General features: G+C 71.9%; 14 protein-coding genes. 8 read left to right on the top strand and 6 right to left on the bottom strand.

Annotation, left to right across the window (positions count from 1 at the left end):
- Nucleotides 1-157 precede the first annotated feature (157 nt).
- The 8 genes from pflB to ACF09E_RS30920 all read left to right on the top strand — a co-directional run bounded on the left by pflB (nucleotide 158) and on the right by ACF09E_RS30920 (nucleotide 8,930).
- Nucleotides 158-2,428 carry a formate C-acetyltransferase gene (gene pflB / locus ACF09E_RS30885; protein ID WP_392208904.1) on the top strand — a complete coding sequence of 757 codons (2,271 nt, stop codon included), beginning with the start codon at nucleotides 158-160 and terminating at the stop codon, nucleotides 2,426-2,428.
- Between the two features lie 98 nt (nucleotides 2,429-2,526).
- On the top strand, nucleotides 2,527-3,369 hold the full coding sequence (gene pflA / locus ACF09E_RS30890; protein WP_392208905.1) for a pyruvate formate-lyase-activating protein: 843 nt from the start codon (nucleotides 2,527-2,529) through the stop codon (nucleotides 3,367-3,369).
- A gap of 100 nt (nucleotides 3,370-3,469) precedes the next feature.
- Complete coding sequence (locus tag ACF09E_RS30895) at nucleotides 3,470-4,618, top strand: MFS transporter (RefSeq protein WP_392208907.1); 1,149 nt, start codon at nucleotides 3,470-3,472, stop codon at nucleotides 4,616-4,618.
- Nucleotides 4,615-6,927, top strand: coding sequence for a molybdopterin oxidoreductase family protein (locus ACF09E_RS30900; protein ID WP_392208909.1), 2,313 nt, complete (start codon nucleotides 4,615-4,617; stop codon nucleotides 6,925-6,927). The genes ACF09E_RS30895 and ACF09E_RS30900 overlap by 4 nt, the downstream gene beginning before the upstream one ends.
- A 7-nt stretch (nucleotides 6,928-6,934) precedes the next feature.
- Nucleotides 6,935-7,534, top strand: a complete 600-nt coding sequence (locus ACF09E_RS30905; protein WP_361857161.1) for a 4Fe-4S dicluster domain-containing protein — start codon at nucleotides 6,935-6,937, stop codon at nucleotides 7,532-7,534.
- On the top strand, nucleotides 7,531-8,190 hold the full coding sequence (locus tag ACF09E_RS30910) for a ubiquinol-cytochrome c reductase iron-sulfur subunit (RefSeq protein WP_392208911.1): 660 nt from the start codon (nucleotides 7,531-7,533) through the stop codon (nucleotides 8,188-8,190). Before ACF09E_RS30905 ends, ACF09E_RS30910 begins: the two co-directional genes overlap by 4 nt.
- Nucleotides 8,187-8,633 (top strand): hypothetical protein, encoded by a 447-nt coding sequence (locus tag ACF09E_RS30915; protein ID WP_392208912.1) that lies wholly within the window; start codon nucleotides 8,187-8,189, stop codon nucleotides 8,631-8,633. Before ACF09E_RS30910 ends, ACF09E_RS30915 begins: the two co-directional genes overlap by 4 nt.
- Before the next feature lie 78 nt (nucleotides 8,634-8,711).
- On the top strand, nucleotides 8,712-8,930 hold the full coding sequence (locus ACF09E_RS30920) for a hypothetical protein (RefSeq protein ID WP_392208914.1): 219 nt from the start codon (nucleotides 8,712-8,714) through the stop codon (nucleotides 8,928-8,930).
- Nucleotides 8,931-8,949: 19 nt separating this feature from the next.
- Here the strand turns inward: ACF09E_RS30920 and mscL are convergent, their stop codons facing one another.
- The 6 genes from mscL to ACF09E_RS30950 all read right to left on the bottom strand — a co-directional run bounded on the left by mscL (nucleotide 8,950) and on the right by ACF09E_RS30950 (nucleotide 14,692).
- On the bottom strand, nucleotides 8,950-9,498 hold the full coding sequence (gene mscL / locus ACF09E_RS30925; RefSeq protein ID WP_392208916.1) for a large conductance mechanosensitive channel protein MscL: 549 nt from the start codon (nucleotides 9,496-9,498) through the stop codon (nucleotides 8,950-8,952).
- 114 nt (nucleotides 9,499-9,612) lie between these two features.
- On the bottom strand, nucleotides 9,613-10,146 hold the full coding sequence (locus tag ACF09E_RS30930; protein WP_392208918.1) for a hypothetical protein: 534 nt from the start codon (nucleotides 10,144-10,146) through the stop codon (nucleotides 9,613-9,615).
- Nucleotides 10,147-10,293: 147 nt separating this feature from the next.
- Entirely contained in the window at nucleotides 10,294-11,139 is an 846-nt protein-coding gene (locus tag ACF09E_RS30935; protein ID WP_392208920.1) for an S-methyl-5'-thioadenosine phosphorylase, read from the bottom strand.
- A 108-nt stretch (nucleotides 11,140-11,247) separates the two neighbouring features.
- Nucleotides 11,248-11,580: an FmdB family zinc ribbon protein gene (locus ACF09E_RS30940; protein WP_392208922.1), complete on the bottom strand. Its 333-nt coding sequence runs from the start codon at nucleotides 11,578-11,580 to the stop codon at nucleotides 11,248-11,250.
- A gap of 68 nt (nucleotides 11,581-11,648) precedes the next feature.
- Complete coding sequence (locus ACF09E_RS30945) at nucleotides 11,649-12,920, bottom strand: MFS transporter (RefSeq protein ID WP_392208923.1); 1,272 nt, start codon at nucleotides 12,918-12,920, stop codon at nucleotides 11,649-11,651.
- Between the two features lie 251 nt (nucleotides 12,921-13,171).
- The gene (locus ACF09E_RS30950) at nucleotides 13,172-14,692 is read right to left on the bottom strand and encodes a potassium/proton antiporter (RefSeq protein ID WP_392208925.1); all 1,521 of its coding nucleotides are present in this window, start codon (nucleotides 14,690-14,692) and stop codon (nucleotides 13,172-13,174) included.
- Nucleotides 14,693-14,805 lie beyond the last annotated feature (113 nt).

A 14,805-nucleotide genomic window follows, 5' to 3' on the forward strand; every position in this document is an offset into this window, starting at 1 on the left:
GAAAAAGACCCCGCGCGGCGGGGTCTTTTTGCGTACCCGGAACAGGACCTAAGGCCGCCCGGAGGTGACCATTGCCGACCGAGATGATCGATCGGAAGCGGTGCAATGGAAGCAGGCAGAAACGCGACCGAATGAATCGAAGAAGGCGGTGCGGGCAGTGACTGCGACCCCTGCTGAAGCAACGGTGAACGAGCGGGCCTGGAAGGGCTTCAAGGGCGGACTGTGGCGCGACGCCGTCGACGTCCGCGACTTCATCCAGCAGAACTACACGCCGTACGAGGGCGACGACTCCTTCCTGGCCGGACCCACCGAGCGGACCACCGCCGTGTGGAAGGCCATCACCGACCGGTTCCCCGAGGAGCGCGCCAAGGGCGTCTACGACGTCTCGTACGACGTGCCGTCCACCATCACCGCCCACGCCCCCGGATACATCGACCGGGACCGGGAGCTGATCGTCGGCCTCCAGACCGACGCCCCGCTCAAGCGCGCGATCATGCCCTACGGCGGCTGGCGCATGGTCGCCGGAGCCCTGGAGACCTACGGCTACCCGGTCTCCGAGGACCTCGAGAAGATCTTCACCGAGTACCGCAAGACCCACAACGCCGGCGTCTTCGACGCCTACACCCCGGAGATCCGCGCCGCCCGCAAGGCCGGCGTCGTCACCGGCCTCCCCGACGCCTACGGACGCGGCCGCATCATCGGCGACTACCGCCGCGTCGCCCTCTACGGCGTCGACCGGCTCGTCGAGGTCAAGCGGGAGGAGAAGGCGGAACTCGACGCGCTCCCCGCCGGGCACCGCTCGATCGAGGAGACGATCCGGCTCCGCGAGGAACTCGCCGAGCAGATCCGCGCCCTGGGCGAACTCAAGGCGATGGCCGCCTCCTACGGCCACGACCTCTCCGGCCCCGCCACCACCGGCCACGAGGCCGTCCAGTGGCTCTACCTGGCCTACCTCGCCGCCGTGAAGGAGCAGAACGGCGCCGCGATGTCCCTCGGCCGCACCTCCACCTTCCTCGACGTCTACCTCCAGCGCGACATCGAGTCCGGCCTCCTCACCGAGGAGCAGGCGCAGGAGCTCGTCGACGACTTCATCATCAAGCTCCGCATCGTCCGCTTCCTGCGCACCCCGGAGTACGACCAGGGCTTCTCCGGCGACCCGACCTGGGTCACCGAGTCCCTCGCCGGCATGGGCGAGGACGGCCGCCCGCTCGTCACCCGGACCTCCTTCCGGTACCTCCAGACCCTCTACAACCTCGGCCCGGCCCCCGAGCCGAACATGACCGTCTTCTGGTCGCCGCGCCTCCCGCGGGGCTTCAAGGAGTTCTGCGCGAGGGTCTCCATCGACACCTCCTCCGTCCAGTACGAGTCGGACGAGCTGATGCGCCCCCGCTTCGGCGACGACACCGCCATCGCCTGCTGCGTCTCCGCGATGCCGGTCGGCAAGCAGATGCAGTTCTTCGGCGCCCGCGTGAACCTCGCCAAGACCCTCCTGTACGCGATCAACGGCGGCCGGGACGAGAAGTCCGGCGCCCAGGTCGGCCCCGACACCGGCGCCCTCACCTCCGACGTCCTCGACCACGACGAGGTGATGGCCAGGTTCGACGAGCAGATGGAGTGGCTCGCGCGGGTCTACGTCCACTCGCTGAACGTCATCCACTTCATGCACGACAAGTACGCCTACGAGCGCATCGAGATGGCGCTCCACGACCGCGACGTGCGCCGCACCATGGCCTTCGGCATCGCCGGCCTCTCGGTCGCCGTCGACTCGCTGGCCGCCATCAAGTACGCCAGGGTCACGGTCCACCGCGACGAGACCGGCCTCGCCACCGACTACACCGTCGAGGGCGACTACCCGGCCTACGGCAACAACGACGACCGGGCGGACGAGATCGCGGTCTGGCTGGTCGAGGAGTTCATGAGGAAGGTGCGCAAGCACCCGACCTACCGCGGCGCCGAGCACACCCAGTCCGTCCTGACCATCACCTCCAACGTCGTCTACGGCAAGAAGACCGGCAACACCCCCGACGGGCGCCGCGCCGGAGAGCCCTTCGCCCCGGGCGCCAACCCGATGAACGGCCGCGACACCCACGGCTACGTGGCCTCGGCCCTGTCGGTCGCCAAGCTCCCCTACGAGGACGCCGAGGACGGCATCTCGCTGACCAACACCGTCACCCCCGACGGCCTGGGCCGCACCCCCGAGGAGCGGATCGGGAACCTCGCGGGCATCCTCGACGGCTACATGGCCAGCGACGGCTTCCACATGAACGTCAACGTCCTCAACCGCGACACGCTCATGGACGCCATGGAGCACCCGGAGGACTACCCGCAGCTGACCATCCGGGTCTCCGGCTACGCGGTCAACTTCGTCCGGCTCACCCGCGAGCAGCAGCTCGACGTCCTGAACCGCACCTTCCACGGCTCGCTGTAGACGGCCCCTCCCCGCGCCCGGGGCCGGTGGCCCTCACCGCCGGCCCCGGGGCCGCACCCCTCCGCACCGCCCTAAGGCCCTCCTGAGGAGGCCCCGCCATGACAAGCCCCGCCCTCGCGTCCACCCCGGCCGCACCCCCCGCCCACGCGACCGCCGCCGCGACCCCGACGACCCCCGCGGCCACCCCCGCCGCCGCCGCGAGCCGGCGCCCCTCCGAGGGCTCGGTCCACTCCTGGGACCTGTCCACCGGCGTCGACGGACCCGGCACCCGCTTCGTCACCTTCCTCTCCGGCTGCCCCCTCACCTGCCTCTACTGCCACAACCCCGACACCTGGCGGATGCGCAACGGCCGGCGCACCTCCGCCGACGCCGTGATCGCCGAGGCGGGCAAGTACGTCCGCTTCATCTCCGCCTCCGGGGGAGGCACCACCGTCTCCGGCGGCGAACCCCTCCTCCAGCCCGTCTTCACCGGCGAGCTGCTGCACCGGCTCAAGCACGAGCTCGGCCTCCACACCGCCCTCGACACCTCGGGCTTCCTGGGCGTCCGCGCCACCGACGCGCTGCTGCGCGACACCGACCTGGTGCTGCTCGACATCAAGGCCTGGAACCCCGACACGTACCGGAAGGTCACCGGCCGGCCGCTCGCGCCGACCCTCGACTTCGCCAGGCGTCTCGCCGACCTCGGCCAGGAGGTCCACGTCCGCTTCGTCCTCGTCCCGGGCCTCACCGACGACCCGGCCGACGTGGAGGGGATCGCCGCCTTCGCCGGGGGCCTCGGCAACGTCTCCCGCGTGGACGTCCTCCCCTTCCACAAGCTCGGCGAAGCGAAGTGGCAGGCACTCGCCATGCCGTTCACCCTGCACGACACGCCGTCCCCGGCACCCGAGCGGGTCGCCGAGGTGCGCGAGGTCTTCCGCGCCCACGGCCTGAACGCGGTCTGAGGCGACCGGACCCCACCGGCCCGACCCGTCCGGGCGACGCCCTCACTCCAGAGCAGTGCAAAACAGGGCAGAACGTCGCATAGGGCCTTACCGTGGCCGCGTGACCGAGCCACCGCAGACCGCCGAGCCGACACCACCCCCGGGCGATCCCACACCAGGCGCCCCCGTCCCCGGCGACCCCGCCCCGGGAGAACCGGCCGGCGGCCTCCCCCCGCAGACCCCGGCCGCCGTGCGCCGCCGGGCCTCCCTCGCGGGCGCCGTCGTCTCCGTCCTGCTGATCCTCGCGATCGTCTTCGGCAGCCGCCTGCTCCGCGACTTCGACTCGGCCCTGCTGCCCTACGCCGTCGCCACCGTCTTCCTCGCCTTCGGCGTCGCCTACCGCTACACCGTCTGGATCTCGGCCCCCGGCGCCCGCCGCCTCTTCCACAAGGGCTGGGGCTCCTTCTTCTCCGTCGCCAACTTCCGCCGGGCACCCACCGCACTGCCGAAGATGATCGCCACCTACCTCGGCTTCCAGAAGTTCCTCGGCGCCCGCTCACACGCCCGCTGGGCCGCCCACCAGCTCATCTTCTGGGGCTGCCTGCTCGCCGCCGCGATCACCTTCCCCCTCACCTGGGGCTGGTTCACCTTCACCTCCGCCACCGGCTCCGGCCCCGGCTACGAGATGCGGATCTGGGGATTCAAGGTCATCGGCTTCGACGCGCTCGACATCGTCGGCTGGCTGATGTTCCACGGCCTCGACATCGCCGCCGTCCTCGTCATCCCCGGCGCCGGCTACTTCCTCTGGCGCCGCATGAAGGACCGCGGAGCCGTCACCGGCCAGCGCTTCGCCTACGACCTCGTCCCGCTGCTCGCCCTCATCGTCATCTCGGTGACCGGGCTGCTGCTCACCTTCTCGTCGATCTTCCTGCACGGCGGAGGCTACGAGTTCCTCGCGATCCTCCACATGGTGTCGGTCGTCTTCACCCTCATCTACATCCCCTTCGGGAAGTTCTTCCACATCGTCCAGCGGCCCGCCGCCGTCGGCATGCAGCTCTTCAAGTACACCGCCCGCCGCAAGGACGAGGAGGTGCTCGCCTGCCGCCGCTGCCACGAGCCCATCGACACCGCCCCGTACGTGGAGAACCTCAAGGGCACCATGCGCGACCTCGACCTCGGCTTCGACGACTGGGCCGAGTACTGCCCCCGCTGCAAGCGCGTCCTGCGCGGCAACGCCTACCTCGACCACGTGAAGAAGGGGTTCAAGTGACCGCGACCGACCCCCGCCGGGAGCTGCCGCTCGATCCCTCCCTCGCCCCGCCCGGCACCCGTAACTTCCGCGACGCCGGCGGCATCCCCGCCGACCGCTGGCACGCCGACCAGAACGGCGAGACCCTCGTCCCCACGCACTGCTGCTTCTGCGGCGTCCAGTGCGGCATGTACCTCCGCGTCGACCACGCCGGCAAGGTCTTCGGCGTCGAACCCCGCAACCACGACATCAACCGGATGCGGCTCTGCCCCAAGGGCATCAACGCCTACCAGCAGGTCAACCACCCCGACCGGCTCACCGCGCCCCTCATGCGCCGCAACCGCGACGAGGAGTTCCGCGAGGTCAGCTGGGACGAGGCGCTCGACCACACCGTCGCCGAGATCCGCCGCATCCAGGGCGAGTACGGCAACGACGCCTTCGGGCTCCTCGGCGGCGCGAGCCTCTTCTCCGAGAAGACCTATCTCGTCGGCAAGTTCGCCAGGACCGCGCTCCGGACCCGGCACGTCGACTACAACGGCCGCCTCTGCATGGTCTCCGCCGCCGGTGCCAACAAGCTCGCCTTCGGCATCGACCGGGCCGGCAACCCCTTCTCCGACATCCTCCTCACCCAGTGCCTCCTCATCGCCGGGTCCAACGTCGGCGAATGCTTCCCCGTCATGACCCAGTACCTCTGGGGAGCCCGCGACCGGGGCGCCACCCTCATCGTCGTCGACCCGCGCGAGACCGCGATCGCCCGCACCGCCGACGTCCACGTCGCCCTCAAGCCGGGCACCGACTCCGCCTTCTTCAACGCGGTCCTCCACGTCGTCGTCGCCGAGGGACTCGCCGACGAGGCCTACCTCGCCGCCCACGCCACCGGCTGGGAGGCGGTCAAGGAGACCGTCGCCGCGTACCCGCCGGCCAGGTCCGCCGAGATCTGCGGCGTCCCCGCGGAGCAGATCGTCCAGGTCGCCCGGATGTTCGCCGGCGCGGACCGGGCCATGGCCTGGCACGCCCGCGGCGTCGAGCACCACTCCCAGGGCGTCGAGAACTGCCTCAGCATCATCAACCTGTGCGTCGCCGCCGGGCACATCGGCCGGCCCGGCGCCGGATACGGCACCATCACCGGCCAGGGCAACGGCCAGGGCGGCCGCGAGCACGGCCAGAAGTCCGACCTCCTCCCCGGCGGCCGCTCCATCACCAACCCCGAGCACCGCCGCCAGATCTGCGAGATCTGGGGCATCGACGAGGCCGATCTCCCGCTCGCCGGCACCTCCATGATGGAGATGGTCTGGCAGATGCAGCGCAAGGAGATCCGCGGACTGATCGGGATCTGCAACAACCCCTTCGTCTCCCTCCCGAACTACGCCACCGTCAAGGACGGCTACGACACCCTCGAATTCCACGCCCAGTTCGACTTCTTCCTCTCCGAGACCGCCGCCAACGCGCACGTGGTCTTCCCCGTCACCGTGTGGGCCGAGGACGACGGCGTCATGGCCAACGCCGAGGCCCGGGTCGTCAAGCACAACAAGGCCCAGGAACCCCCGGCCGGGGTCCGCACCGACACCTGGGTGATCTGCGAACTCGCCCGGCGGCTCGGCGCGGGGGACAAGTTCGACTTCGCCGACTCCCGCTCCGTCTTCGAGGAACTCCGCATCGCCTCCGCCGGCACCGTCAACGACTACTACGGCATCACCTACGAGCGCCTGGAGGAGACCGGCGGCATCGCCTGGCCCTGCCCCGGCACCGACCACCCGGGCACCCCCCGTCTCTTCGAGGACGGACGCACCTACCACCCCGACGGCAAGATCCACCTCCAGGTCGTCGAGTGGCACCCGCCCATGGACCCGTACAGCGAGGAGTTCCCGCTCTCGCTGACCACCGGCCGCACCGTCGCCCACTTCCTCTCCGGCAACCAGACCCGCCGACTGGGCGCCCTCGTCGAGCAGACCCCCCGCCCCTGGGTCGAGGTCCACCCCTCCCACGGCTTCCGCAACGGAGACCCCGTCCGGGTCGTCACCCGCCGCGGCAGCGAGGTCTTCCCCGCCCTCGTCACCGAGGCCATCCGCCCGGACACCGTCTTCGTCCCGTACCACTGGCCGGTCCCCACCGCGGCCAACGCCCTCACCATCGACGCCCTCGACCCCCGCTCCAAGATCCCGGAGTACAAGGTCTGCGCCGCCCGCATCGAGGCCGCCCCGCAGATCGACGAGGTGCCCGCACCCCCCACCGCACCCGGCCACCAGGCCTACCCCGAGACCCAGGTGTCCCGTACCGACCCGCTGCCCCCCACCTCCCCCCAGGGGCGCGGCACCGCGGAGAGGAGCTGACCCGCACATGATGGGCCGCACGATCTTCATCGACCCGGGCCGCTGCATCGGCTGCCAGGCCTGCGTCTCCGCCTGCCGTGAATGCGACTCCCACCGCGGCAAGTCGATGATCCACCTCGACTACCCCGACGAGGGCCACTCCGTCGCCTCCCTCCCCACCGTCTGCATGCACTGCGAGGACCCCGTCGCCCCCTGCGCCGAGGTGTGCCCCGCCGACGCGATCCTCGTCACCGCCGACGGCGTCGTGCAGCAGGCCGACACCACCCGCTGCATCGGCTGCGCCAACTGCGTCAACGCCTGCCCCTTCGGCGTCCCCAAGATCGACCTCCAGGCGAAGCTCCAGATGAAGTGCAACCTCTGCTACGACCGCACCGCCTACGGCCTCGCCCCGATGTGCGCCACGGTCTGCCCGACCGGCGCCCTCTTCTACGGAACGCTCGAAGAGCTGCGGGCCGAGCGCCCCGGCGTCCAGGTCGCCGACTCCTTCACCTTCGGCTCCACGACCGTCTCCACCGGTGTGGCGATGGTCGTCCCCGCGGACAAGGTCCAGTGGCCGGTCCCCGGCGGCCTTCCCGTCGTCGAGATCAATGGAAGGGATGTCCGTTGAGCGTCACCGACCCCGAGCGGCCCGCGTCGGACCCCCACTCCGACGCGGCCCAGGAAGCGCTCCACGACCGGATCGCCGCCGACTCCCTCACCACCCGCCGCGACTACCTGCGGATCGTCGCCACCGTCTCCGGCGGCCTCGCCGTCGGCGGTGTCGCCGTCGCCGCCGGCATCCTGCACCGGCACGGCGACGGTGCAGGGGCCCCCGAGCCCAAGAAGATCGCGGACGGGCTCCTGCCCGGGGAGTCCCTCGCCTTCCGCTACCCCGGCTCCGAGGACCGCGCGGTCGCCGTCCGCCTGGAGGACGGCACGCTCGCCGGCTACTCCGCGGTCTGCACCCATCTGGCCTGCGCCGTGCTCTGGCGCAAGGAGCGCGGCAGCGAGGGCGAGCTGTACTGCCCCTGCCACGAGGGCGTGTTCGACGCCCGTACGGGGGAGGTCACGGCCGGTCCGCCGCCGCGGGGCCTGCCCAAGGTGGTGCTGGTGGAGGAGACCGACGGAAGCGTCTGGGCGATCGGCACGGCCCGCTCGGGCGAGAGCGCCCGCGAGGGCCTCTGCCGTCAGCTGGCCGACGACCGTCCCGAACTCGCCGACCGGCTGGGCTGTCCCGGCGCCTCGGCGCGGGGCACGGCACCGCAGAGGAGTGAGCGCACATGACCGAGGAGGCCTTCCCCCGCGACCCGGAGGCCCCGGAGCCGCCGAAGCACCCCGCCGCCCCCGGCTCCGGCTCCCCGACCGCGCCCGACGCCCCGCGGCCGCCGGCGTACACCCCGGGCAGTGCGCAGCGGCGGCTGAACCGCCCGGTGCGTGAGCGGTATCCGCAGATCCGTCCCACCAGCGGGTACGGAGACCCCCGGATCACCCGCACCGGGCCGGGGCCGGGAGCCGGCACGGAGCAGGAGCCGGAGCGCTCCTCGAAGCTGACGGCCCGCCTCACGCTGGCGCTCACGGTCGTCATCGGCCAGCTCTGGGGGCTCACGATCGTGGTGGACGAGTGGATGGCGGGGGACACCGGGACCGCGTGGTGGGGCGCGGGCTTCCTCTGCCTGTCGTTCCTGGTGGTGCTCGGTCTCTGGATGCTCGACCCGAAGGACCGCTGAGCGGGACGCGGCCGCGCGGGGCGGTGGGACCGCGGATCAGCGGGGTTCGGGGCGGGAGGTCGGGCGTACCCTGGGGGTATGAGCACCGCCCCCGCCCATGGACCGCGAGACGCGAAGCGGCCCGGTGTAGGTCCCAGCCCCGAGAACAGTCCCCAGCCGGCACTCGTCTTCGACGATCCGCTGGACCAGCAGTCCGCGGACGACACGGACCGTGGATGGGGCGAGCGGCCTCCCGGCGGCGACAGCGCCGCCGACCTCGCGCGCTTCCTCGACGAGAAGCCGCCGCACCACCTCTGACTCCGGCACGGGGTGCCGGTCAGGAGGTGGGGTGCGTCCCCGTACCGCCGGAACCCGTACCGCCGGAACCCGTGCCCGTCCCGGGGCCCGTGCCCGTGCCCGTCCCGGGGCCCGCGACGGGGCCGCGCTGGGCGACCAGGTGGTCGCGGATCTCCTTGAGGACCTCCAGCTCGCTGATCTCCATGGTCTCGGCGACGCCCTCCTTGGCCTTCTCGTGCGCCGCGCGCTTCGCGAGGATCTTCGCCATCGGCAGGACCATGAGGAAGTAGACGACGGCCGCGGTGATCAGGAAGCTGAGGATCGCGCTGAGGACCAGGCCCCACTGGAGCTGGATGCCCTGCACCTCGCCGTTGACGACGGCGCAGGTGTCCTTGATGCAGGTCGAGTAGCTCTCCAGGTCCTTGGTGCCGAAGGCACCGACGATCGGGTTGATGATGCCCTTGACCACCGAGTTCACGATGTTGGTGAAGGCGGCACCGATGACGACGGCCACGGCCAGGTCGATCACGTTGCCACGCATCAGGAAGGCCTTGAAGCCCGCCAGCAAACTTTCCTTCTTCTCGGCCACCAAGGTGCCTTTCGTCGCTTGTGCTGCTGTGTGCCGTGCCATTAGGCCGCGAACGGAACAGAATCGTCCAATCCGTACACACGGAACGGTGAATTGACAGGGTGTCAGTGCGAATCAGCACAATGCCACCGCGAGTTGCGAGGTGACACCGGCTCCTGCCAGCGCGGTGGCCGTGGCGCGCGGCACGGACAGGACGACGAGCGCCCCTCCGTCGGCGCCGGTCGCGTCCGGCCGGGGGACCTCGGCGACCAGGGCGCCCGCGGCCACGACCCGGGCCCGGCCGTCCCCGCCGAGGTGCGGGCCGGGCGCGGCGATCACGTCGACCCGGTCGCCGGGGCGGAGCAGCCGCACGGTCGCGGCGTCGGCGATCCGCACCGGCGCGGACACCAGCCGGACGGCGACGGACGGCCGGACGGGCGCGGTGCCGGAGGCGGTCCGGTCGCCCGGGGGTGCCGCGGCGGCGCCGGGCGGCGGGCCGCCGCCCGCCACGGCGAGGGCGGCCGCCACGAGGGCGAGGACGGTGGCGGGGGCCCACCGGCCGCGGCGCAGTGCCCTGCGCAGCCGGAGGCGGGGGCCGTGCACCCGCAGGGGCTCGAAGGGCGGCACCACGCACGGTGCCGGAACGGGGGAGGGGAGGGTGCGGTTCATCGGAGGGTGCCGCCGTCCTGGTCGGGAAAGGGATCGGCTCCCACTCTCCGGTCCGCTCCGCTTCCCCGCTCCGGCCTGGGGACCGCCCACCGTCTGTGGACGACTCCCTCACCCTTCCGGGGGGTTGCGGTCCTCCGGCGGGCCGGGTCAGGGCAGTTCGATCCCCAGGTTCCAGCCGTCGTGGGCGTGGGTGCACAGGCAGTCCCGGTCGACGGTCGCGGGCAGCGCGGCCACCGCGTCGAACAGCACCTCCCGCAGTCGGCCGACGTTCTCGCCGAACACCCGCAGCACCTCGGTGTGGGAGACGCCCTCGCCGGTCTCGGCGCCCGCGTCCAGGTCGGTGACGAGCGCGAGCGAGGTGTAGCAGAGGCCCAGTTCCCGGGCGAGGACGGCCTCGGGGTGGCCCGTCATGCCGACGACCGACCAGCCGGCCGCGGCGTGCCAGCGGGACTCGGCCCGGGTGGAGAAGCGGGGCCCCTCGATCACGACCATGGTGCCGCCGTCGACCGGCTCCCAGCCCTGCCCGCGGGCGGCCTTGACCGCGACCCGCCGCCCGTCGGGGCAGTAGGGGTCGGCGAAGGTCACGTGGACGACGCGGGGCACGGCCCCGTCGGCCCGCCGCTCCCCGTCGAAGTAGGTCTGCGCGCGGGCCTTCGTGCGGTCGAAGAGCTGGTCGGGGACGACGAGGGTGCCCGGTCCGTACTCCTCGCGGAGTCCGCCGACGGCGCAGGGTCCGAGGATCTGCCGGACGCCCACGGACCGCAGGGCCCAGAGGTTGGCGCGGTAGTTGATGCGGTGCGGCGGGACGCTGTGGCTCCGGCCGTGGCGGGGGAGGAAGGCGACCTGCCGGCCGGCGATCTCGCCGAGGAAGAGGGAGTCGCTGGGGCTGCCGTACGGGGTGTCGACGGTGACCTCCGTGACGTCCTCCAGGAAGGAGTAGAAGCCGGAGCCGCCGATCACGCCGATGTCCGCGTACGCGTGTGGGTTCGCCATGCCGGTCACCCTATGCGGGGTTCCGGGGAACGCCGAGGGCCCCGTCGTGAACGACGGGGCCCTGGCGAGGAACGTGCGGACCCGCCCTGAGACGGGGCGGGCGCAGGGTCAGGCGGCCGAGCTTCCGGTGCTCGACGAGGACGTCGAGGCGGAGGAGGTCGACGCGGCCGGCTTGGCGTCCGACGTCGAGGACGACGACGAGGAGGCGGCGGGGGTCGACGGGGTCGAGGACTTCGACGCGGCCGGCGAGCTGCTGGACGACGAGCCACGGCTGTCGTTCCGGTAGAAGCCGGACCCCTTGAAGACGATGCCGACGGCCGAGAACACCTTCTTCAGGCGGCCCTTGCACTGGGGGCACTCGGTCAGCGCGTCATCGGTGAACTTCTGCACCGCCTCGAGGCCTTCGCCGCACTCGGTGCACTGGTACTGGTAGGTCGGCACTTGTCTTCCTCCTGGCACTCACACTCATCGAGTGCTAACGACAATCCATACTGACGTATTCCGCCGGTTCAGTCCACCGCCACCGCGACGCGGTGACCGATACCACGCGCCGCGACGCGGCTCGCCTCGCGCGGCTTGAGGCGCGAGCGCAGGGCGAGGAGCGTGGCCAGGGCGAGCGCGGTGCCCACCATCGGGACCAGGAATCCGGTGCTCGCGCCGTGGGCGTCGGCGAGTCGGCCGGCGACCGTGACGGCCGCGGCCTGGCCGAGCGCGACGGCGCCGGTGAGCCAGGTGAAGGCCTCGGTGCGGGCGGAGGCCGGGATCAGGGTCTCGACGATGGTGTAGCCGGTGATCAGGGCCGGGGCGATGAACAGGCCGACGACGAGGCCGAGGGCGCCGAGGAGCAGCACCGAGTGCGTGGTCCAGAGCAGGGAGGCGGCGACGGTGAGGCCGGCGTAGCCCAGGATCAGGCGACGGCGGGGGCCGGTCTTCCAGGCGACGGCGCCCATGGCGATGCCCGCGAGCATGTTGCCGGCGGCGAAGACGCCGTACAGCAGGCCGTTGGCGCCGGGGTTGCCGATCTCCTCGGTGAAGGCGGTGAGCGAGACCTGCATGCCGCCGAAGACGGAGCCGATGCCGAGGAAGGCGACGACGAGGACGCGGACGCCGGGGATGGAGAGTGCCGAGCGGTGGGGCTCGGAGGCGGCGGCCGCGGAGATGCCGAACGCGGGCTGGGTGGCGCGCTGGGCGGCGAAGAAGAGTCCGCCGAAGAGGGTGAGGGCGGCCTCGGCGATCAGGCCGGCGGCGGGGTGGACGCCGGTGCAGAGGGCGGTCGCGAGGACGGGTCCGACGACGAAGGTGAACTCGTCGGTGACGGACTCGAAGGCCGCGGCCGTCGGCATCAGCGGGGTCCCGTCGAGCTTGGCGGCCCAGCGGGCCCGGACCATCGGCCCGACCTGCGGCACGGAGGCGCCGGCGGGCACGGCGGCGAGGAACAGCGCCCACAGCGGGGCGCCGCTCAGCGCGAGCACCACGAGCAGGGAGACGGACGCGGCGTGCACGAGGACGCCGGGGACCAGGACGGCGCGCTGGCCGAAGCGGTCGGCGAGCTTGCCGCTCTGCGGGGCGAACAGCGCCATCGAGACGCCGGTGACGGCGGCGACCGCGCCGGCGCTGCCGAAGGAGCCGGTGGTGTGCTGGACGAGCAGGACGATGCCGATGGTCAGCATCGCGAAGGGCTGCCGGGCGGCGAAGCCGGGGAGCAGGAAGGACAGCGCACCGGGGGTGCGCAGCAGCTGCCCGTAGCCGGGCCGCTTGTCCGAGATGACCGTGGACGCCACGGTCCTGGCCTTTCTGCCGCCTGGTAGCGCGTCCCGGCACGGTGGTGCGGGTGTCGCCGAGAGCTGTCCTCATGCGCGTCACTGCGGTAGATACCGGGCCGGCCCCACTGCGGAGGGGCGCCACGGCCGCCATACGGTCGCGCCAGCTCTGCGTCAGGCAGAGTTGGTTCGATCAGGTGTGCCTTCATGGTACAGGGAGGAGCGTCCTCCCGCCTGGGAAAACGCCCCCGACCCCGAAATAATGCCTGGGATTAACCGGATGTTCGCTTGTGGTGCTCCGGTCGGTGGAAGCGCATCTCGGTGCCGTGCGGCCGGCTGACCGCCGTGGCGCCTCCGGTGCCGAGCCAGCCGGCGAGCTTGCCGCCCTGGCCGACGGCGCGCAGCCGTCGTTCGGTGGCGTCCCGCACCGGGTCGGTCGCGACGACGAGGAGCTCGTCGCCGCGCCGCAGGACGGTCGCCGGCCCCGGGACGAAGCTCGACTCCTCCCGTACGACGAGGGTGACGGCCGCTCCGGCCGGCAGCCGCAGCTCGGCGACCTCGACGCCGTGCATCCGGGAGTGCTCCGGGATGGCGACGGAGAGCAGGTGGCCGCGGAGCCGCTCCAGGGGCGCGGACTCGACGCCGAGGTCGGCGGCCTCCCCGGAGTCGCCGAGCTTGAGGGCCTTCGCCAGCCAGGGCAGGGTCGGTCCCTGGACGAGGGTGTAGACGACCACGAGCACGAAGACGATGTTGAAGATCCGCTCGCTGCCGGCGATGTCGGACACCATCGGGATGGTGGCCAGGATGATAGGGACGGCTCCGCGCAGGCCCGCCCAGGACATCAGGGCCTGCTCCTGCCAGGGGATGCGGAAGGGCAGCAGGCTGACCAGCACCTCCATGGGGCGGGCGACCACGGTCAGGACCAGGCCGATGACGACGGCGGGCCAGAAGTCGTGGACGAGCTCGTGCGGGGTGACGAGCAGGCCGAGCAGGACGAACATGCCGATCTGGGCGATCCAGCCGAGGCCCTCGGCGAAGCCGCGGTTCGCGGGCGCGTGGGGCAGCTTGGCGTTGCCGAGGACCATCGAGGCCAGGTAGACGGCGAGGAAGCCGGAGCCGTGGGCCATGGCGCCGGCCGCGTACGCGACGACGGCGATGGCCATGACGGCGATCGGGTAGAGGCCGGAGGCGGGCAGGGCGACGTGCCGCAGCCCGTACGCGCCGAGGAAGCCGACGGCGAGGCCCACGGCGGCGCCGATGGCGAGTTCGAGGATGATCGTGCCGACGAGGACGTACCAGTCGTCGATCGGTCCCGCGGTGGAGAAGGCGATGACGAGGATGACGACGGGGGCGTCGTTGAAGCCGGACTCGGCCTCCAGGACGCCGGTGACCCGTGACGGCAGGGGCACCTTGCGCAGGACGGAGAAGACCGCGGCGGCGTCGGTCGAGGAGACGACGGCGCCGATGATCAGGGCCTGCCGCCAGTCCAGGCCCACGAGGTAGTGGGCGGCGGCGGCCGTGATGCCCACGCTCACCGCGACGCCGACGGTGGAGAGGACGACCGCGGCGGGCAGGGCCGGCTTGATCTCCTTCCACTTCGTGCCGAGGCCGCCCTCGGCGAGGATCACGACGAGGGCCGCGTAGCCGATGACCTGCGTCAGTTCCGCGTTGTCGAAGGCGACGTTGCCGATGCCGTCCTGGCCGATGGCGATGCCGATGCCGAGGTAGAGCAGCAGGCTGGGGAGCCCGCTCCGGGACGAGATCCGTACGGCCGCGACCGCGATCAGCAGCACGAGGGAGCTGATGAGCAGGAGTGCGTTGAGCTCGTGGACAGTCAGTGGCCGTTCCTTCCCCTCACAGGCGGCTGGAGCGGTCTTCCAGCGGCCGTCGCGTGCGGCTGGATCGT

It is taken from the genome of Streptomyces sp. NPDC014891, from assembly GCF_043081085.1.
In the GTDB taxonomy this organism is placed as follows: Bacteria; Actinomycetota; Actinomycetes; order Streptomycetales; family Streptomycetaceae; genus Streptomyces.